General features: G+C 45.4%; 18 protein-coding genes. 17 read left to right on the plus strand and 1 reads right to left on the minus strand.

Annotated elements, in window-relative coordinates; all coding sequences use genetic code 11:
• Positions 1-30: 30 nt before the first annotated feature.
• From ACZ449_RS03670 to ACZ449_RS03700, 7 genes are read left to right on the plus strand one after another with little or no spacing between them, the layout of a single operon-like run.
• Positions 31-1,194: an amidohydrolase family protein gene (locus ACZ449_RS03670; RefSeq protein ID WP_464259713.1), complete on the plus strand. Its 1,164-nt coding sequence runs from the start codon at positions 31-33 to the stop codon at positions 1,192-1,194.
• A gap of 29 nt (positions 1,195-1,223) precedes the next feature.
• The gene (locus tag ACZ449_RS03675) at positions 1,224-2,747 is read left to right on the plus strand and encodes a DUF362 domain-containing protein (protein ID WP_464259714.1); all 1,524 of its coding nucleotides are present in this window, start codon (positions 1,224-1,226) and stop codon (positions 2,745-2,747) included.
• Positions 2,734-3,579 (plus strand): UPF0280 family protein, encoded by an 846-nt coding sequence (locus ACZ449_RS03680; RefSeq protein WP_464259715.1) that lies wholly within the window; start codon positions 2,734-2,736, stop codon positions 3,577-3,579. The genes ACZ449_RS03675 and ACZ449_RS03680 overlap by 14 nt, the downstream gene beginning before the upstream one ends.
• 19 nt (positions 3,580-3,598) lie before the next feature.
• Positions 3,599-4,192, plus strand: coding sequence for an amino acid synthesis family protein (locus ACZ449_RS03685; RefSeq protein ID WP_464259716.1), 594 nt, complete (start codon positions 3,599-3,601; stop codon positions 4,190-4,192).
• A 54-nt stretch (positions 4,193-4,246) separates the two neighbouring features.
• The gene (locus ACZ449_RS03690; RefSeq protein ID WP_464259717.1) at positions 4,247-5,143 is read left to right on the plus strand and encodes an NAD(P)-dependent oxidoreductase; all 897 of its coding nucleotides are present in this window, start codon (positions 4,247-4,249) and stop codon (positions 5,141-5,143) included.
• Between the two features lie 45 nt (positions 5,144-5,188).
• Positions 5,189-6,604, plus strand: a complete 1,416-nt coding sequence (locus ACZ449_RS03695) for an L-serine ammonia-lyase, iron-sulfur-dependent, subunit alpha (protein ID WP_464259718.1) — start codon at positions 5,189-5,191, stop codon at positions 6,602-6,604.
• Positions 6,605-6,639: 35 nt separating this feature from the next.
• Positions 6,640-7,491 (plus strand): FAD binding domain-containing protein, encoded by an 852-nt coding sequence (locus ACZ449_RS03700; protein WP_464259719.1) that lies wholly within the window; start codon positions 6,640-6,642, stop codon positions 7,489-7,491.
• Between the two features lie 71 nt (positions 7,492-7,562).
• On the opposite strand, the gene ACZ449_RS03705 is transcribed toward ACZ449_RS03700, so the two are convergent.
• On the minus strand, positions 7,563-8,450 hold the full coding sequence (locus tag ACZ449_RS03705; protein ID WP_464259720.1) for a LysR family transcriptional regulator: 888 nt from the start codon (positions 8,448-8,450) through the stop codon (positions 7,563-7,565).
• Between the two features lie 175 nt (positions 8,451-8,625).
• On the opposite strand from ACZ449_RS03705, the gene yqeB reads away from it, so the two are divergent.
• The 10 genes from yqeB to ACZ449_RS03755 all read left to right on the plus strand — a co-directional run bounded on the left by yqeB (position 8,626) and on the right by ACZ449_RS03755 (position 20,771).
• Complete coding sequence (gene yqeB / locus ACZ449_RS03710) at positions 8,626-9,531, plus strand: selenium-dependent molybdenum cofactor biosynthesis protein YqeB (RefSeq protein ID WP_464259721.1); 906 nt, start codon at positions 8,626-8,628, stop codon at positions 9,529-9,531.
• Between the two features lie 4 nt (positions 9,532-9,535).
• The gene (locus ACZ449_RS03715) at positions 9,536-11,131 is read left to right on the plus strand and encodes a sigma-54 interaction domain-containing protein (protein ID WP_464259722.1); all 1,596 of its coding nucleotides are present in this window, start codon (positions 9,536-9,538) and stop codon (positions 11,129-11,131) included.
• Positions 11,132-11,579: 448 nt separating this feature from the next.
• Positions 11,580-12,248, plus strand: a complete 669-nt coding sequence (locus tag ACZ449_RS03720; RefSeq protein ID WP_464259723.1) for a class I SAM-dependent methyltransferase — start codon at positions 11,580-11,582, stop codon at positions 12,246-12,248.
• 38 nt (positions 12,249-12,286) lie between these two features.
• Positions 12,287-13,492: an aconitase/3-isopropylmalate dehydratase large subunit family protein gene (locus ACZ449_RS03725; RefSeq protein WP_464259724.1), complete on the plus strand. Its 1,206-nt coding sequence runs from the start codon at positions 12,287-12,289 to the stop codon at positions 13,490-13,492.
• Between the two features lies 1 nt (position 13,493).
• The gene (locus ACZ449_RS03730; protein ID WP_464259725.1) at positions 13,494-13,994 is read left to right on the plus strand and encodes a LeuD/DmdB family oxidoreductase small subunit; all 501 of its coding nucleotides are present in this window, start codon (positions 13,494-13,496) and stop codon (positions 13,992-13,994) included.
• Between the two features lie 24 nt (positions 13,995-14,018).
• Positions 14,019-15,866 (plus strand): cobalamin-dependent protein, encoded by a 1,848-nt coding sequence (locus tag ACZ449_RS03735; protein ID WP_464259726.1) that lies wholly within the window; start codon positions 14,019-14,021, stop codon positions 15,864-15,866.
• Positions 15,866-16,999, plus strand: coding sequence for a PrpF domain-containing protein (locus ACZ449_RS03740; RefSeq protein ID WP_464259727.1), 1,134 nt, complete (start codon positions 15,866-15,868; stop codon positions 16,997-16,999). Before ACZ449_RS03735 ends, ACZ449_RS03740 begins: the two co-directional genes overlap by 1 nt.
• A 22-nt stretch (positions 17,000-17,021) precedes the next feature.
• The gene (locus ACZ449_RS03745; protein ID WP_464259728.1) at positions 17,022-18,455 is read left to right on the plus strand and encodes a glutamate mutase L; all 1,434 of its coding nucleotides are present in this window, start codon (positions 17,022-17,024) and stop codon (positions 18,453-18,455) included.
• 1 nt (position 18,456) lies between these two features.
• Positions 18,457-19,320, plus strand: a complete 864-nt coding sequence (locus ACZ449_RS03750; RefSeq protein WP_464259729.1) for an isocitrate lyase/PEP mutase family protein — start codon at positions 18,457-18,459, stop codon at positions 19,318-19,320.
• A gap of 170 nt (positions 19,321-19,490) precedes the next feature.
• A complete protein-coding gene (locus tag ACZ449_RS03755; RefSeq protein WP_464259730.1) occupies positions 19,491-20,771 on the plus strand; it encodes an S-layer homology domain-containing protein in 1,281 nt (426 codons plus the stop codon).
• The last annotated feature ends 231 nt before the right edge of the window (positions 20,772-21,002 follow it).

The raw sequence follows: 21,002 nt of genomic DNA on the forward strand, positions 1-21,002 counted from the left end.
CAAGCAATTGTATAAAGGAGTGATAGGGTTATGACTATTACCATAATAACCAATATTGGCACATTACTGTCAGGGGATATTAACCAGCCAATATTGGACAGTGATACTATTGTTATTGACGTTGAGGCCGGGAAAATCTACGAAATTGGCACTAACGATTTGCTTGCCAAGTATCCTGGGTGCAAGGTTATTGACGCCGGCGGTCTGACAGTAATGCCTGGTTTAATCGATTCTCATGTGCATCCAGTTATTGGCGACTATACTCCCCGGCAAAAGATGAGTGATTTTATTGATAGTTCATTACATGGCGGAGTGACTACCATGATTTCAGCAGGTGAATGTCACACCCCGGGACGACCAACTGACCCTGCGGGGGTAAAAGCACTGGCAGTGCTGGCGGCTAAGTCCTTTGCCAAACAACGCCCTGGCGGCGTAAAGGTACATGGGGGTGCCGTAATATTGGAACAGGGGCTTACCGAAGCTGATTTTGCTGAAATGGCCGCTGCCGGTGTATGGCTTGTGGGGGAAGTTGGCCTTGGTTCTGTCAAAAAACCGGCAGATGCGGTACCAATGGTCAAGTGGGCCAAAAAGCTGGGAATGAAAGTCATGATGCATACCGGCGGCACGTCCATTCCCGGCAGTTCCACTGTTACGGCTGATGATGTGATCCAGGTTGCGCCGGATGTAGTTTCCCACATTAATGGTGGACCAACCGCTATTTCTCCGTTAGAGATTGACAAGCTGATTGAACAAACCGATTTCGCGCTCGAAATTGTGCAATGCGGCAATCCGAAAGCTGCCGATCTGGTAGTTCGCCGTTTAACAAAGCGGAATCAATTACACCGGGTTATTATTGGTAATGATGCTCCGTCTGGTACTGGCGTCATACCGTTAGGAATTCTACGGACGATTACCCAGTTGGCAAGCTTGTCGGGGGTTCCGGCTGCTCAGGCTGTTGCTATGGCCACAGGCAATACGGCGCAGGTTTACTCATTAAATACTGGTAGTATTGCGCCAGGTAAAGAGGCTGATCTGGTAATCATTGATAAACCGATGGGATCAGTAGGTGAGGATGCTCTTACTGCCATGGAGGCCGGAGATTTGCCCGGGGTAGCCCTGGTAATCGTTGATGGTAAAGTTTTAGTTACTAAGAGCAGAAATACGCCGCCTCCTGCAGGTAAAGTAATTATCTGAGGCCATAACAGCACAGGGAGGTCTTTGCGATGATTGTTATTCACGATGAATTATGTAAGGGATGTAAGTTGTGTGCCAAACATTGTCCCCTTGGCGCCATTGAAATTGTCAATAAAATTGCCGTGGTGAAAGAGCATTGTTCCAGCTGTGGTATGTGTGTGCGGGTATGTCCCTGTCAAGCCATAGCTAAAGATGCGCAAACCCAGGGCGGTGTGATGTGTTATTCCTGTCCTATCCAGTGCGAAATTCAATTAGGCTTTGAAGGGGCTTGCCGCCGGTATTCCAATAATAAAGGAAAACTTGTTCGTAACCGGCCGTTGGTGCTAGAAAACACGCATGCCGGCCTGCCAGATTCTCAAATACCGGACAAACCGTTGATTACTGCAGTCGGTTCCGGTACAGAGTACCCCTGTTGCAAGCCAGCGCCGCACATTGTGTCTGCTGCTGTGGACGGTGTCGAGGTAGTAACGGTAGTAACTGAAGCACCACTTAGTTATAGCGGTATCAAGGTTAAAATTGATGCCAATACCCATATCGGAGAAGAAGGGGCTAAGGTGCTCAGGGATGGCATGGTTGTCGGTATGGTGGATACAGAAGAGTATGGTGCTAAAATGCTGTCTATTGGCGGAGCCAATACCTTAAGTGGCAGATTTGGTTTTGCCGCCGCCCGTACCATTGTTGAATTAGCCAACGGCGAGCGTGTCAAATTGCAAGTGGAAAAAGGCAGTAAATTGGAGCTGCAGGTTGGCTATCCCCCGATAATTGGTGGAATAGCTGAGAAAAAAATGCGGATAGGCTGTGGCAGCGCGACAGTTGGCATGTTTGCCAAAGCTATGGCAGGGGCTGTCGATGAGGCAATTGTTCTGGACCACCATGTTATCGGGCTATTGTCTGAACACCGGGCGGGAGAAGAAGTGGGGATGCAGTACAGTGGTGTTATACCTAATGGACGCAAAAGCACCCGGGGCCGGTACTTTGGTGAACATGGCCATGGCTGGGGCGGGACCCATATTGATGAACCAGTGAAAGCGGTAAAATCAATCGACATGAACATTGCCCGGCCGGGCATGAAGATTCTTGTTACTGAGACTACAGGCCAGAAGGCCGGTCTAGTGGAAGTACAAGCCGACGGGTCAGTAATAGAAATTGACATGACACCACAGGTGCAAACGGTTGTTGATTTAATTGCCTCCAACTGTGAAGATGCTGTTGTCTCAGCGGTATATGTTGGCGGCACAGGCGGCAGTGCCCGTGCCGGAGTGACTACCTATCCGGTAAAATTGTCCCAGGCCATACATGCCGGTCAAGCCAAAATGACCATTGGTGGTGCGCCTGTATTTATCCTGCCAGGTGGCGGCATCAACTTTATGGTAGACGTAGGAAAGGTAGTGCCTAAGGCATTTACCTGGGTGCCGACACCGGCTACGGTAGCTCCGGTAGAGTATACCCTGACCCGCAAGACCTATGAGGAAATCGGTGGTCATGTTGCCAGCATTCAGCCGCTGTCCGACCTGCTTAAGGTTGTTGCGGTACAAAAAAATGAGCGTTTATAAAGAATCAGGAGCAATTACGCTGGATTATGGACCAATGCAAATGACGATACAGGCCAGTAGAGACGGACAGCCACTACAACCGGCAGCGGTTGACGGTGCAAAGTATGCTGCTACGCTCTTAGATGGTTTGGCTAGATATAAACATATTGCCAGAAAGCCACAGTCAGAACTTGTAACAAGTTGCGAGTATAGCGATTATCCTGAGGTCTTACAAAAAATGATTACTGCAGTCAGGCAGTCAGGCGATGTTACTCTTACGCCGTTAGCTGCTGTGGCTGGAACTATAGCTGATATGGTGGCCGATTATCTGGTGGCTGCAGCTGGAGCAACTAAAGTAATTGTCAATAATGGAGGCGATATTGCGGTAAGACTTAGCGGCCAGGAAACGGTGACAGTAGGGGTAGCACCTGTAATTGGCAGCAACTATACACATGTGTTACGTATTACAGCAAATGACGGAGTGGGTGGAATTGCGACAAGTGGTTTAGGTGGACGGAGCTTCACCAAAGGAATTGCGACCGCGGTTACTGTTGCCGCTCCCAAGGCGGCAATGGCTGACGCGTGTGCAACAGCGGTTGCTAACGCTGTCTATACTCCCCATCCTACTATCAAATTGGAATTTGCCAAAAATATTGATCCTGATTCGGATATTGGGGAGCATCAGGTGGTGTGCGGGGTTGATGATTTGCCGCCTGAGGTTGTAGAGAAAGCGTTGTTAAATGGTTATCAAGCTGGGCTAACGTTTTATCACAGTGGTCATATTAGCGGAGCAGCTCTCTTTGTGTATAATCGCGGCATAATGCTGCCCGCAAACTTTATCAGCCAGTTGTAATTTAGAGGGAGGGAATTATATGAAAATGGAAGGCTTGGAAATTCGCAAAATCGTAACAATTATTGAAGAAACCGGGCGAGAAGCCAGTCGGGAATTAGTTACACCCATTAAAAAAGCAGCAGTTGTTGCTGTTTTTACTAATCCTTTTGCCGGCAGGTATGTGGAAGATCTCACGCCACTTACGGATGCTAGTGTCAAACTGGGAGATATGCTTGCCAAGCAGGCGGTAGCAGCCTTAGGGCTGGACGGGAAGCAAGTGGAAAGCTATGGTAAGGCGGCCATTGTCGGCGAAAATGGTGAACTGGAACATGCAGCTGCCTTGCTTCATCCCAAACTTGGTACGCCGATGCGGGAAAATATTGGCGGCGGTAAAGCGCTGATACCTTCAGCCAAAAAAATGGGATCAGCCGGAACTGCAATTGATGTGCCGTTGGGACACAAAGATGCCGCATTTGTGCGGTCACATTTTGATGCTATGGAAGTCCGTATTCCTGATGCACCACGAGCCAATGAAATAATGCTATGTGTTGTTATGACCAATGGTGGCAGACCGCTGCCCCGGGTCGGGGGATTAACCGTTGACCAGATAAAAGGCGAAGACGGCTTGCGCTAAAGTTTTAGCGGATTATTGATTAGCAAGAATAATGTTTAGGAGATTAGAAAATTTATGAAAAGTGTTGCATTTGCCGGTTTGGGAGCCATGGGCAAACCTATAGCCAAAAACCTCCTGCAAGCCGGGTATTCAGTAACCGTATTTGATATTTGCCAGGAGGTTGTGCAGGAACTGATCAGCCAAGGAGCTCAGGGGGCAGCAAACCTCAAAGAAGCTGCTAGTGGCAAAGACATTATATTCATGTCATTACCCAATGCGGCGATTGTTAAAAATGTCCTGCTTCAAGAGGCTGGTCTCTTCGCAGGCAGTCATCAAGGACAAATCATTATTGATCTCAGCAGTGTTACGCCTGGCCACACCCAAAAGATGGCTAAACTGGCTGCCACTAAAGGCGTACATTACCTGGATGCTCCGGTTAGCGGCGGTGTGGCTGGAGCAAGTGCCGGAACTTTGACGATAATGGTGGGTGGTGAAGCGGCAGTTCTGGAGGATTGCCGGGAATTACTGAATGTTATTGGTAAAAAAATCTATCATGTAGGGCCGGTAGGCGCTGGGGATACCATGAAACTTGTTAATAATCTGCTCTTAGGCATTAACATGGTTGCGGTGACTGAAGCCCTTACATTAGGTGCGAAAGCCGGCCTAGATCCTAATACTATGCTGGAAGTCATCAGTGTCAGTTCAGGCCGCAGTTATGCACTGGAAGCCAAAGTTCCAGGCTTTATCTTACAAGGAAGTTTTGAACCAGGATTTGCTATTGATTTGCAACATAAAGATTTGGCTATGGCTATTCAGACTGCTGAAGAACTTGGCATGCCACTGAAAGTGGGGAATGCGGCGCAGGCTATCTATGAAGAGGCCCAAGTCAAGGGGTTAGGACGCAAGGATATTTCTGCTGTTATTACCTTATTGGAAGAAATGGTCGGTGTTAGTGTTAGAACTAAAAAATAAATTGTATTTACAGACTGTTGGTTGTAGTGGGGAAGGGTGGGTATATTGAATGAATTTCTCGATTTAATGCTCAAAAAGGGATATACTCCCGGGTGTCTGACAATCGGTGATTGCATTGAGTTGGCCAAAGAACTTAATGTTAGAGTAAGCGATATTGTCATTGAGGAAGCAATGGCTGCCAATAAAATGAACAGGGAAGAAGTAACTTCCTCGGTTATGGCAACATTTTGCCACAACCTGTATGCCATGGAGATGGGATTGACTTCAGGCAAAAGTTTTTTAATGGGTACAATCGGACAAGATCTGGCCGATGAAGAAGTTACCATAATTGGTGACAAGTTTGTTAACAAAATTCTAAAGTATACCCTTGCCGCGCAGGTAGGAAATCATGTTGTAGGGCTTATGCCTTGTGCAGGAACTGGCGATTCCTGCACCTACACCGGCTTGGTCAAAGCGTTATTGGATACGTTGGAAGATCAGCAGGAAGTGGCTAGGTTAGTAGCCTTATTATTAAAAATCGGTGTGATTTTCCGGTCTGGAAAATCAACAACTGGTTGTAATATGGAAGGATTTGGCGCTGGCGCCGCAGCTACGGCAGCCGTAGTCGCTGAAATGCTTGAAGCAACACCTGACCAGGTGGGGCAAGCCATTTCGTTAGCTTTATCGCCGACCATTGCTACCCCTTGCACTCCCCGGGTTATGGTTGCCGGGTTGTGCGCCGCTCATCTTGGCGGGGGAGTACTAATTGGACATTTAACAGCTAATCTGGTCGTTAAGACCAACATTCCCGTAACCGTTCCGCCAGATGTTATGATAGCCATGGCTGCCGCGGTGCATCCCTTGTCTGCAAAGCATATTGTGCCTACTGTTATTAAGTATATGGAACCATTTTTCAAAACGAATGAGGCGGTCGAATACTTTATTAGTCAGGAAACCAAGGATCAGGATGCCGAACGGATTAAAAGCACGATAGAGGAGGCTCAAACCGAAGCGCGTGCTTTAGCTGGCAGAGCCAATTCAATCATTAAGCCTTTCGGTGATGCCGTCGTTGGCGGCAGTAGTCAAGCGGTAGGCTCGCCAACCAATACAGCACGGATAGCTCATGCCTTAGTTGAGGGCGAAATTACCGGTGTGAAAGTGGAATTATATCCAGAACTATTTGCCCGCCGGGGAATCAATATTCCAGGGATACTTATGGCAGCAATGCATGGGGCAAGCACTGACAACGCCGAGCTGTATCGGAAGATTATGAATGAAGTGATAGACTCCAAACTGCATGTAGAGATTGTTGAGGTTGATGAACCGCAATTGCAGCGGGTCACAATTTATGCAACCCGGAAAAATGCAATGATTGAGGCCCTAAACAGAGGGGGTGGCCGCCTTGTTATCAAAAATGCGCTGCCGTCAGTAACTGAAGCGAAAGCTGCCGCCCGTAAGCTTCATATTGAGGTTGTCGAGTAAAGGAAGAGTGGAAAAAGATGGGGGAGATGATGCCCATGTCGTGTTCGTATTACGCGCCCCAACAGTTGGAAGAGCTGCTTGCTATTCTTGCCGAAAAGAAAGAGAAAGCTAAAATGTTAGCTGGTGGCACAGACTTAGTGATTGCTCTACAGGAGGGCGAGCTGGACTACGACTATATTGTGGCGCTGCATAAAATTCCAGAATTGAAAGGCATTACATTGAGCGGCGATACCATAGTAATTGGAGCAATGACCACCCACACAGAGGTTGAGCGATCGCCGCTTATTCGCGCGAATGCCTTACTGTTGGCTCAAGCCGCGGCTGCCGTCGGTTCACCGCAAATCCGTAATGTTGGAACGCTTGGCGGCAATATCTGTAATGCTTCTCCTGCTGCAGACACGGTACCAGCTCTCATTGCTCTTGATGCATCCGTAAAAATTGTATCTAATGGCAGTGAGCGGGAAATGCCACTCGAAGACCTGTTCCTGGGAATGGGTAAGACCAAACTGGGTGGAGATGAGGTTATTAAAGAAATCTCGTTTAAAGCTCTTCCTGATGGTGCAGGCAGTATTTTTGTTAAGCTAGCTCGCCGCAACGCACTGGCTATTTCCCGGATCAGTGTAGCCGCTATCGTAACAAGCAATGAGTATGTTACCGATTGCCGGATTGCAATGGGGGCTGTTGCGCCTAACCCTTTCCGAGTGCGCAGTGCGGAGCAGGCTTGGTTAGGCAGGACGATTACTGCTGACAATCTCAACATCTGTGTAGAAGCTGCTTTTCAAGAAATTAGTGCGACATTAGGCCAACGAGCTTCGGCCATATATAAAAAGAGAGCCGGTAAAGCCTTGGTTCGTCGGGCACTTAGTCTCGCTTCTGGTCAAATGTGAAAATAGGAAAAGCAAAAGAGGTCATCCCTTGTTAATTGCAAAGGATGACCCTTAGAAATAATTGATATGTTTTAAAAATCGAGCAGATTGTGAGCGTTTAACCATGATTTTGTACACGCAATAAACTTCTTCACTGCTGGGGAGCAGTTTTTTAGTGAGTAGGCGGCAATACCTATTTTTCGGTAATAGGATTGATCTAAGTATATGGTGCGAATATCTTCTGTATTGTTGGCTAGGACCATTTCGGGAAGAATACTGATACCCAAGCCTTTGTTTACCATGGATATAATGGTCCGGCCATCTGATACTTCATATTTTTTTCTTATATTCACTCCATTATCACGCAAAATCCTGCCTAAATCATCGTAACTACCCCAATGTGGCATAATGAATTCCTCTTCTGCAATATCATCAAAATTCAACCTGGATTTTTGGGTTAGGGGATGTTCGGGAGGCAGAATGAATAGCAGCGGATCTTTCTTTAGTGGAAGAACTTCATAGGTTTTCGTTGTTGGCAAAGAGACAAAGCCAAAATCAATACGGCCACTTTCTATCCAGTTCTCAATTTCATCGTAATTTCCGTCAGATAACTCAACATCTATTGAAGGATAGTACTGGTGAAATTGGGCAAAGATTCCGGGCAGCCATTGACTAGAGACACTGGTAAAAGAGCCGATACGCACGGTACCGATTTCTAAACCGTTGATGGCGGCCACTTCTTTTCTTAGGCGTTCGTTATTGTGCAAAAGCTCATTTATAAATGGCAGTAGATGTTTTCCATTACTGGTTAGGACTACACCTGAGCGGCTCCGGGTAAGCAAAGAAAAGCCTAGTTCGCTTTCCAGGCTGGAAATAGTATGGCTAACTGCAGAGTGGGATAAATTAAGAGCTTCTGCCGCTTTGGACATACTGCCTAAGGTTACAATCGAATTAAAAACCTCGTATTTATTCAAGCTCAAAGCAATTCCACACTCCTATGCTATAGATGAAATATTCTGAACTACTGCGTTATAAATATTCACTTTTCCTGTATCTAGTTTACACCTATACTATAAAGTAAAGCAATAAGTTTGGCAGTAGCCATGGAAATATAAAAACGGATCTATACAGATACTTTTCAGGTGTTGCAGTACAGTGAAAATTAAGTTAGAAAGGTATGCAATTATGAGAGATATAGTCATAGTGAAAGGTGGTGGTGACATAGCTACTGGCATTACCAACCGCCTGCATCAAACTCACTTCCGCGCAGTAATTCTGGAATTAGATAAGCCGACAGTTGTGCGCAGGACGGTATCTTTTGCTCAGTCAGTCATTCAAAACTCACCGATGACAGTGGAAGGCGTGACTGCTAAGGTGGTTACCCTCGATGAAGTGCCTGAAGTGTTGTCTATTGGTCAAATTCCTGTGCTTTTGGCTTCAGAACCGTTTTTAGTAAAAAAGGTTATTGACAAACTTAAACCGGTGGCGATAGTTGACGCGATTATCGCCAAACGTAACATTGGTACTCAAATCACTGATGCACCAATAGTGATTGGTGTTGGACCTGGCTTTATTGCAGGTCTGGATGTACATGCCGTAGTGGAAACAAACCGAGGCCATAACTTGGGGAGAGTTATTTATCAGGGGGCAGCGAGTGATAATACTGGTATTCCGGGGAATGTGGGGGGGTTCACTATCGAGCGGCTAATAAAGTCTCAAAATTCCGGCAATTTTATTGGGTGCCGGGAAATAGGTGACAGACTAGCTGCTGGTGAAGTTGTCGGTTATATAGACGGCGTTCCTGTTAAAGTTGCAATTACCGGCATATTGCGTGGTTTATTGCAAACTGGTCTTACAGTTAAGACTGGTATGAAATTAGGTGATATTGATCCCCGCTGCCGCCGCGAACATTGTTTTACTATATCGGATAAAGCCAGAGCAATTAGCGGCGGAGTGTTAGAAGCCTTGTTACACAGTATGGGGAATAACGGAGCGTATACGGTCTCTAACTTACCAATGGACTGCAGTGGACATAAAAGTAATTATTTCAATGGCAGGTGAAATAATGGATAATAACGAACTATTGGATCATCTGTATGCAGCGGTGCCTTTTATCGCTCGTATTACAGGGGGATTTGCCACTGTGACTGACAAGATGGGGCGCAGGCTTAGAAGTGTTGATACACATGGACAAGAAATAGCCCAATACCAGGGCGAAGTATATGAAATAGCTAGGCAGGCCGGTCAACAGCAGCAACCGGTATCTGGGGCATCGCAATTTATCGAAGAAGCCGAAGCTTGGGCACTACCGATTGGCGATTACGTGCTTTGCTGCAGCAACGTAGAGCGAATAGAACGTAATAATAAACTGCGTAAAGCACTATCGGAAGCGTTGCCGATGATTGCCAAGGTTGCTGGCGGTGATGCCGTACTTTTTGACCAAGCTGGACGTCGTTTAGAAACGGCAGACCATACCGGCTGTAAGAGCGAAAAACTCATCGGGAAAATTAGTCAAGCCGCATATGCTGCCATGCAGGGCCAGAAACCTGTTATCGGTGAGTCTATTTCCCTACATGGTGTCACTGCGGTACGCATTCCTATTACTGAGGAATATGGTTTGGGGTTTAACAATCAGGCTATAGTATCACAAAAACAAAAGCTGCTCAATGAAGTTAAAAAATATCAGTATGCCAGATATACATTAGCAGATATTATCGGTCAGAGTGATGCTATCGAAAAATGCAAGAATATTGTTAATTATGTGGCAAAAGGCATTTCATCCGTTTTAGTTTATGGTGCTACCGGTACAGGCAAAGAACTGTTTGCCCAAGCAATCCATAATGCTAGTGATCGCAGTGATAAACCCTTTATCGCAATTAACTGTGGCGCCTTACCGTCTACGCTGATAGAAGCCAACCTATTTGGCTATGTGGATGGTTCATTTACTGGCGCCAAGAAAAACGGTAATATAGGAGTTTTTGAGGCGGCAAATACAGGAACAGTATTTCTTGATGAGATAAGTGAAATGGATTGGGACTTACAGGCAAAGCTATTGCGTGTAATTCAGGAGCGTGAGGTCACGCGAATAGGTAGTACTAAGCCAATTCCTATTAGTGTGCGCATTATATCTTCAACAAATAAAAATCTTCAACAGCTAATTGAAGAAAAACGTTTTCGCGAGGATCTATATTACCGTATTAATGTAATAGAACTTCGCGTTCCTTCATTGCGTGAAAGGGGTAAAGATATTTTACGCTTAGCTAATTATTTCATAGCTAAATATAACCCAGTATTTGGGAAAGATATAACTGAGATATCTCAGGATGTATGTGATATTTTCCTGAGTTACCCCTGGCCGGGTAACATTCGGGAATTACAAAATTGCATTGAAAGTGCACTGAATATGGTGGATGTCGAAGAAAAAAGACTTGAGGCTTGCCATCTTCCTGCCCATCTCTATAATTCGTTAGCGGTGAATAAAAAAGCGGTGAGTAGTGAAGATGACAATTTGGCAGTCATCTTGAGGGCTGCGGAAAAACAGGCTATTTTACGGGTACTAAAGCAGGCGGACAATAACCGTTGTCATACGGCTCAACGGCTTGGAGTTAGCAATACTACTTTGTGGCGAAAGATGCGGGAATATAATATTCCACTGACATAAAGAATTATTCATGGTAAGAATAGTATGGCAGAATATTTTAGTAAGACTAAAATATCATGAAAACATGGAGATTTTATGAAACAAACTGCTCGGGGTAACCTGGCAGTTTGTTTTTTTATCTACGGTTTTGCTCCAGATCATCAGCGAAAACCATTGCAGTTATGAAATGGTTTTCAGAGTTGCAATAGTAAGGACGCTAATCAACTTTTACAACAATAACCCATGTAACAGCTTGAAACGTTTATTTTTCAGGAATATCGATTAAAGTTATTTACTAGAAATAGCGTTGAAACTGTCGTTTAACAATTGGTACAGTTCTTGCAAGTATATTTTATAAAGTACAAGCAGTGTGTACATTGCTGGCTGAATGACTATTTATTTGTCATAAATGTAAGAGAGACTGCAATTGCACTGGTAGATACAGAGTTTTAAGAAAGAGGTATGTGTTATGCAAGATAATAAAACTTCCCAGGCGGCCATTGACTATGATGCTAACGTTTGTAAGACTATTCCGCGATACCATATGTTCCATGACGAGACTTTGTATCTAGTTAAGGAAGCCATTTCAAAGCCGCAATCCTGGCTTGATACCGGATGCGGCACAGGAACGCTCTTGGTAAAGGTAATTAAAGAATTTGGCCAATTAAGGGTTGTAGCTGCAGATCCAGCAGAAGAAATGGTAAAGCTTGCGGCTGAAAAACTGAAACAATTCGAAATAACCTATGTTTTATCAGGTAGCGAGGCTTTAGATTATCCTAACAAATTTGATGTTGTTACCGCCATTATGGTTCATCATTATTTAGACGAAGAAGGCCGTAGAAAAGCCACGCAAAATTGTTTTGATAAGCTTAGACAAGGAGGGATATATGTTACATTTGAAACCATTAAACCAAATACAGAAGCCGCAATCCAAATCGGTCTTAAACGCTGGCGTACGGCCCAAATTCAGAACGGAAAAAGACCTGATGCCGTAGATAAACATATCGGGCGGTATGGAAGTGAACTTTTGCCGATAACCATTGATGCTCATCTTAAGTTATTGAGGGAAACTGGGTTTTCGACTGTTGAAGTTTTTTGGGTTTCTGGAATGCAAGCAGGCTTCTATGGTATCAAATGAGCTTACTGTTGCAATTGTGAAATAAAGGGGAGTTGTACGTGAATTTTATTGAGAAGTATTTGGCAAAAGCGGCAGGCTTAGAAACGGTAACGGCGGGGCAGGAGATACGATGTAAGGTGGATTTGGTTGCTGCGCACGATGTTACCGGGCCAATGGCTATTCAACAATTCGAGCAGATTGGTATTGACCATGTTTTTGATTCCCATAAGATAGTCATGGTGATTGACCATATCTTCCCTGCAGCTACAGTTCAAGCTAAAACTATGCATTGGATACTGAAAGACTTTGCCCAAAAATATGGGATAACTTTATATGATAAGGGGCAGGGCGTTATTCATCAGGTGTTGTCGGAAAGCCACCGACTGCAGCCCGGACAAATTTTGGTAGGTGCTGACTCTCATACCTGTACGGCCGGCGGTTATGGTGTTATTGCTATCCCGGTTGGGTCTACCGAACTAGCGGCAGCGATGGCAACTGGGACGATTGATCTCGAAGTGCCGTTAGTAGTCGAGGTTCATATGACTGGACAGATTAAACCATATGTCAGCGGTAAGGATATTGTCCTTACGCTAATCAAACGCTTTGGTGTTGATGGTCTTACTGATAAGGCAGTAGTCTTCACTGGGCAGGGGATTGCTGGCATCAGTATAGAGGAACGGATGACTATCTGTAACATGGGAATTGAAATGGGGGCAATGATAGCTTGCTTCAGTGAGGAAGCAAAAGCCAATACCGTTGCAGAAAGTGTTGAGCTGTCCTTAAACGAAATAGCAGCAGTAGCTGCTTGTCCCCATTCTCCGGCAAACGTCCAGCCTGTAGCTGAACTCAGTGATGTAGTGGTAACTCAGGTTGTTGTAGGCAGTTGTACAAACGGGCGTCTCAATGACGTTGAAAAAGTAGTCAATGTATTAAAGTACCATAAAGTTCATCCGGATGTAAATCTATTGATTATTCCTGCATCGAGAAACATATTAAACAGCATGGAAGAGGCTGGATGGTGCCGGATTTTACGCGATGCCGGTGCTGTAATAACAAATCCCGGCTGCGGACCCTGCTTTGGTGCGCATCAGGGTTTAGGAACTGAGCGCGATGTGATAGTATCGACTACCAATCGTAATTTTCCTGGACGCATGGGACACCGTGCCGCCAATATATACTTGACTTCTCCGGCAACAGCAGCGGAAACAGCTGTACGCGGTAAAATCACCAGTCCGGGAACTTTATCGCAATGGGGGGGGATATAAAATGAGTACAATAAAAGGTCGTGCATGGATATTTGACGATAATGTAGATACTGACCAAATATTGCCTGGTTATGCGATGGCAGAGGATTTTTCCACACTTTCGCGTTATGCTATGGCTGGCAGCAAAACCCCTGATTTTTCCAAGATGGTACAGCAAGGCGATATTATTGTTGCCGGTAAGAACTTCGGCTGTGGATCGAGCAGGGAGCAGGCTCCTGTGGCCTTAAAAGAGGCGGGAGTAGGTCTGGTTATTGCTTCGTCGTTTGCTCGCATTTTTCGTCGCAATGCTATTAATATCGGCTTGCCGGTCATGCTTGCCGACATTCGGGACTGCGTTAGACAGGGAGATGTGATTGAGGTTGATATCGAACAAGGCACTATTTGCCTAGGAGACCAAACCCTAGTCGGCCAAGCGTTATCTAATAACGTACTGATGACAATTAAGGCTGGCGGATTAATAAATCGGGTGCGGCAAGAGTTGAAATTAGGAAATATTAACTAACTTAAGCAGGAGGTGCCAAGCAAAATGCAAGAAAAAACAATTCAAATTATTACTGAAGACTATGACAGAGTTAAAGCATATGCTGAGACTTTTGGTGTTCCCATGCCGACAATTGGCAAAGACGGATCAATTGTCGGGCTCCCTGTTCCTTATCCGCGCGAAGTTTGCGGAGTTCTGCGCAGCGGTTATCGGATTTATGAATTAGCCCAACAAGCGGAAAAAACGGGTATGCCGGTACAGAACCCGATCCTTGGTCGCAACACGGCAGAGGAGACTTATAAAGAAGCGCTGGAAATGTATAATATGGCCGAAAAACTGGGTATTCAGTTGTTTCACTTTGTACACTCTGAAGCAACAAGACATATTGACCCGCTTAATGGCCGGGAGTTAATTGAGCAATCGCGCGGTAAAGGCGGTATTACACCTTTTGGTGAAAGAAAGCTAGTTGAATTGGGTGGTGGTTCGATCCATCCGATGCGGATCAATGCTACTGGCGATACGCCTCACCTATCGATCATTAACGCGCTGCTTGCCGGGTTTGACGGTACAGATATCGGTCCAGTTATCCATGTACATTACGGCGGCCGGGGCATCCATGATTATAAGACCAAGGTGATTAATGGTTTTCGGGCTCTCGAGATTTGCGGCGAGCATAACATGTTTGTGCAGATCGATTCCCATAAACATCTTAACAATATTGGCGGTACAGATGGAATGGCCTTGGCTATGTGTCTGCTGGCAGAGGGTTTGGGTATTTTGGCTGGATTACCGGCAGAGCTTAGCGCTGTACAGATGAACGTAACCGGTTTAAATTTGTTGGCAGATCTAGCTACAATGAAAGCCTTTAAAGAAACAATGTGGAGTAAGAGTCTTATCGCCGTACCGGAGACTTTCCAAAATCCCCCGGGTGATCTAGTTGCTGAGTCTGCGCATTTTGCTCGGATGGCAATCAGCGCTAAACTGGGCGGAGCACATTTCTATCGTCCTAAGGCTGCAGAATCTGTAGGGATACCGACTGGTGCTTCTATGGCCAAAGCAATTTGGGGAACACAGAATGTATTTGAAAACACTATTAAAGTTGATATCCGCGATCCTTATATTGAGGAACGCAAAAATGAAATATTAAGCGAAGCTATGGCTGTGCTCGAAGGCGTTCTCGGCGTGAATCGCACCCTTGCTCCAGATGAAATCAGGGAGAGTTTCTGGCGTAAATACGATAAGGACGAACTGATTAACAAGATTGTTCATGCTGGCAAGGCTGGCATTATGGACTGCCCACGCGCCGGGGGATGGGATCTCAAACGTTATGTAAAAACTCACCGGGATAAAGACGGAATTAAACGATATGTTCCTGGATTTACGCCGCTAAACCTCGCTGCTGAGCGTTTTGCTGTAACCAGTGAGCCAGTCGTAGTGCCGGAAGATAAAAAACCCACCCGTAAACAGAAAATGGTTTTGGCAACAGTTGGTGCAGATGCGCATGTTATGGGGATTAACATGATTCGGGAAGCCTTTGAAGCTGCGGGTTATGAAGTCATATATTTACGCGGTATGAATCTTCCTGAAACGGTGGCCGAAGTAGCCGCTGAAGCCAAGGCTGAGATCATTGGTGTTGCTAACTTATTAGGACTGGGCAGAGAGCTTTTCCCGCGGGTGCAGAAACGTATTACTGAGCTTGGTATGAGTGATAAAGTTGTTCTCCTTGCCGGCGGCAGGATTGCAGAAAAAGAAGAGGAGCATGCCTTGTTTGAGGAAAAAATGTCTAAGGAAGGCCCCGCTTTCCTGGGAGTGGAAGCTTTTTTTGGGCCGGGGACTGATCCGGAAAAATGCGTTGAATGGACAATAAAAGCATTGGAGAGGAAGGGTTTATAATGAATGAAATGCAAAGAATTCCCTGCGTTATTCTCCGTGGGGGTACAAGTAAGGGAATTTATCTGAAAGCGAATCATCTGCCTCAAGATAAGGAACAGCGGGACAACATGATTTTGGAAATATTCGGCAGCCCGGATGTGCGTCAAATTGACGGTCTTGGCGGAGCTGATCCGCTGGCTAGCAAAGTTGCCATCATTGGCCCCTCGTCCCATCCGAATGCTGATGTGGACTATACCTTCGGTCAGGTCAGTATCAATACCCATTACATCGACTACTCCGGCAATTGCGGTAATATTTCTTCCGGTGTCGGTCCGTTCGCTATTGATGAAGGCTTTGTTGCTGCCACAGAACCGACTACGACAGTGAGAATTCACAATACCAACACCGGCAAAATATTAATCGCTGAAGTGCCGACAGAGAACGGCCGTGCCAAGGTAAACGGTGACTGTAAAATAGACGGTGTCCCTGGAACTGGGGCAAGAATTATGATGGATTTTTCGGGTACGGTCGGTTCTGTAACCAACAAACTTCTGCCTACCGGCAAGCCAGTGGATACCATTCAAACAAGTGTGGGGCAGCTAGAGATTTCTATTGTCGATGTATCCAATCCTTGCGTATTCGTACGTGCCAAAGATGTAGGCATGACAGGCCGTGAAACGCCGCAGGAGATTAATGGCGATCCGAAGCTGTTAGCGCTAATGGAAGAAATCCGTGCACAAGCCACGGTAATGATCGGCATGGCACCTGATATTGCTACTGCAACAGCCAAAAGTCCGGCATTTCCGATGGTTGCTTTTGTCGCTCCTGCCGCGGATTATATTGACTTTACAACAGGGAAAACAATTAAAAAAGAGCAGGTTGATTTCTTATCAAGAATGATGTTCATGCAGGTACTTCATAAAACGTATCCTGGAACCGGAACCGCCTGCACCGGGGCAGCGGCCAAAATCCCCGGTACAATTGTGCATGAGGCTATTCCACATATTGAATCAATCGACATAATCCGGATTGGACATCCTGCCGGGGTCATTGAGATTGAAGCGGCTTTTGAGAATGGTAACTTGTCACGGGCAGCATTTGCCAGAACGGCTCGCCGTATTTTAGAAGGATATGTATTTGTGCGCAATGGGTAGCCCAAAGTAGGAGTGATAAGCTGTGCAGGCAAATATAATCGTCTTTGATGTGGGAAGTACTTATACGAAGTTGACTGCTTTCTGGTTGGCAGATGGGGTACTTGATTTTGTTGCCCGAGCGCAGGCTTTGACAACGATTGATGATATTGAAATAGGAGTATTGGCAGCTAAACAGGCATTAGCATTAACTGGAGTGGAAGTTTGCCGCGAGGCGGCTGCTTTTTCTACCAGCAGTGCAGCTGGGGGGCTGCGGATGGTAGCTCTTGGATATATGCCACGGGTAACAGCTAAGGCTGCCAAAGAGGTAGCCATGAGTGCGGGTGCCAGGGTACTCGAGATCGTCAGTTGCGAGGATTTGCCTGAATTTCGCTTGCAGGTATTGCGGGAAATAAAGCCAGATATTGTCTTGCTGGCAGGCGGTACTGACGGTGGCGATCAGGATTCCATGCTTGAAAATGCGAGAATTATTGTAAAATCCAAAATTAACGCTGTTATCATTATTGCCGGTAATAAAAATGCCCAGGGTGAAGTAGCTGAGATATTAACAAGCGGTGGTGTCGCGAATATTCGTGTTCCGAATGTTATGCCTACCATTCATGAATTAAAAGTCAAACCGGCCAGGGACGCGATTCATGAGCAGTTTATCAAGCAAATTACTGTAGCAAAGGGTTTAAATAAACTGCTCAATGTTGTATCTGACAAAAAGGTCACGCCAACTCCGGGGGCGGTGCTTCTGGGCGCAGAACTGCTAGCTAAAGGAACGTTTGAACAAGAGGGCATCGGGGATATCCTAGTCATTGATATTGGCGGAGCGACTACCGATATTCATTCCGTCATGCCGGGGCTCGAAAAACTTACCATTGAGGAAAAAGGGCTGGTCATCAATAACGAAAAACAGCCCTCGTACCGCACGGTTGAAGGTAACCTTGGCTTACGCATCAGTGCGACTGGCATTGTTGAGACTATCGGCCCACTAGGTGTTCTAAGTAAAATCGGCTATAAAGGCGAAGAACTGGAGCAGCAATTAATCAATTATGCTGTTTTTCTGGAAAAAAACCCCGGACATATAAGCCAGTCTCCACAGGAAAAAGATTTTGATCTGGCTTTAGCAATTTGTGCTATTGAGGTGGCATTAAAACGACACGCGGGTTATATTTCACAAGAGTTTAACCCAGTTATGGGGATTATACCGGGTATTCCAATCGGAAGAGATTTGCGGCGGGTCAAGCATGTTTTCGCTGTTGGCGGACTATTTACGCATCGTACGCCGGAAGAAAAGCAATTTGTGGTTAAACAAGCCTTTAAAAACCCTGGTATTTCTCTTTTGCCAATAGAACCTGTATTTATTTTTGACGAGCAATACCTACTATATTCCATTGGCGTTTTGGGCCAAAAATACGGTGACGTTAGTTTACAATTTGCAAAAAAACATTTCAAAATAGAAAAGGATGTGTAGTATGAAAAGAACTACTATTTTAAGACAATTACTAGCTGGGAAAAATATTATTGTTACACCTGGAGCTCATGACGCATTAACGGCTAAAATAATTGAAAAGACCGGCTTTCCGGCAGTATATATGACAGGTTATGGACAGGCTGCCAGTCATCTGGGTAAACCTGATGTCGGCCTGTTGACAATGACTGAAATGGTAGCTCGCGCCGCTAATATAGTGGAGGCTGTCAGCATTCCGGTAATTGCTGATGCCGACACCGGTTTCGGCAATGCGGTAAATGTTATGCGTACAGTACGTGAATATGAAAAAGCCGGAGTTGCGGCGATTCAGCTTGAAGACCAAGTTGCACCCAAAAAGTGTGGTCATATGACTGGACGTCAAGTTGTTTCCAAAGAAGAAATGGTAGGTAAAATTAAGGCTGCCGTTGACGCCAGACGCGATGAAGATTTAGTTATTATTGCCCGTACTGATGCCCGGACAGTTCATGGAATTAACGAAGCACTCGACCGGGCCAAAGCTTATGAGGAAGCGGGAGCAGACTTGTTATTTGTAGAATCACCGGAGAGCATTGACGAAATGAAGCTGATAACTTCATCTTTCAATGTGCCGGTACTCGCAAATATGGTTGAGGGAGGCCGTACCCCGTTACTGCTAAACCAAGAACTTGAAAAAATTGGATTTAATATTGTCATCTATCCCACGGCTTCAACATATAGCGTATGTCTGGCTATTTCCCGTTTGATGCAAAATCTGAAGCAAACAGGTACAACAGCCGGTATGATGGACGAAATGATTAAGTTTACCGAGTTTAACGAATTGATTGGATTGCCGCAAATTAGAGAGTATGAAAGAGTATATGTGAAGTAATTTTTGCCAGAATGTATTGATGAATATCGGTCTCTACGCCTGCCGCAAAAAGCGGGCGCTTAGATACTGAGTCGTTAGGCTAAGAAGGAGGATTTGAGGAAACTATGGATACTTAGATAATTTCTTCTTAGGTAACTGCTCAAAATTAAAAACCTAAGGGGGAAAACACAATGAAAAGACAAACAGCTATGGCTCTTGCAGCAGTGTTTGCAATGAGCGTAGCAGGAACAGCGCTGGCCGCTCCTGCTAATCCTTTTGTTGATGTGCCTGCAAAACACTGGGCGTACGACTCTATTAACAAACTTGCTCAAGCTGGCGTAATCTCCGGCTACGGCGACGGTACCTACCAAGGTAACAAAACCCTTACCCGTTATGAAGTTGCTACTATCGTAGCCAAAGCTATGGCTAACAGCGACAAAGCAGACGCTGCATCTCAAAAAGAAATTGAAGCTCTGAAAGCCGAATTCGGCGCAGAACTCAACAACCTCGGCGTTCGCGTTGACAATCTTGAGAAAAATGCTTCTAACGTAAAATTCACCGGTCAAATCCGGGCACGGTATGATTACCAGGACAAGGCAGACACTGATATTGATCGTACTAAGGAACGCACTCGTCTGCGTTTAAACATGGAAGCACCGATAGCTGAAAATGTTACTTTCCATGGCCGTTATGAATCACAATCAGAGTGGGGCAAAAGTGCTGGTTCTGAAGCCAAGCTGAGACAAGCCTATATCAATGGCAAACTGGGTGAAGTAGGCTATAGCTTTGGCCGTCAGCCTATCTGGTTGGGGCAAGGTATGATTGCCGATATTACTGGCAATTGTGATGGTTTGTTGTTAAGCGGCGGTAACAAGGTAAAAATTACTGCAGGTGCCTTTAAATATGATACTGGAATATACGAGGACGACTATGCTACGCCAGAAAATTTGAATTTTAAAGCTGCCAATATTGATGCGACTATCAATAAAAACCTCAACCTGACCGCATCCTACCTTGCTGATAAGGATGATCTTGCTTATAAAACTACGTCATTTGGCTTAAGTTATACAGGAATTAAAGACTTCGCCATAACCGGTGAGTATGGCCTGAATGATTCCGACCATGCTAATTCCCATAACAATGGCGATGAGGCAAAAGCCTGGATGGCCCAACTTAAATATCGTGGTGCCCAAAAAGATAAAGTAGGTTCCTTAGGCTTGTGGGTGGGTTACAGAGATGCTGAGAAAGGTTTCGATCCTGCCGAACTGACCACTCTTGATTGTGGTAGATACGCTGATACAACTTATGGCATTCTTGACAATGTTAAAGGTGCTGAATTCGGGGTTGAGTATACTGTGTTTAAAAACGGTATACTGACAGTTCAGTATGATGATTTGGAGCTTAAAGCTTTAACAGCTGGTCAGAACAAAGATAAGCAAAGCCTCCTTGCTCAATTGATTTACAGTTTCTAATTAACACAAAATGGCGCTGCCGCACTAGCTTCAACATATAGCGTATGTCTGGCTGTTTCCCACTTGAAGCAAACGATAACAGAGAAATACCCACAACTTACTGAAAAAGTAAGTTGTGGGTATTTTTGCGTAAGCGAATACCGCACGCTATGCATATTGCAGATCAACTAAGTCTAAAAGAATTAATAGACCCGTTTACGGGTGAACCAGTAAAAAAGTCATAAAAATGAG

The sequence above is a fragment of the Desulfosporomusa polytropa genome (assembly GCF_055380075.1).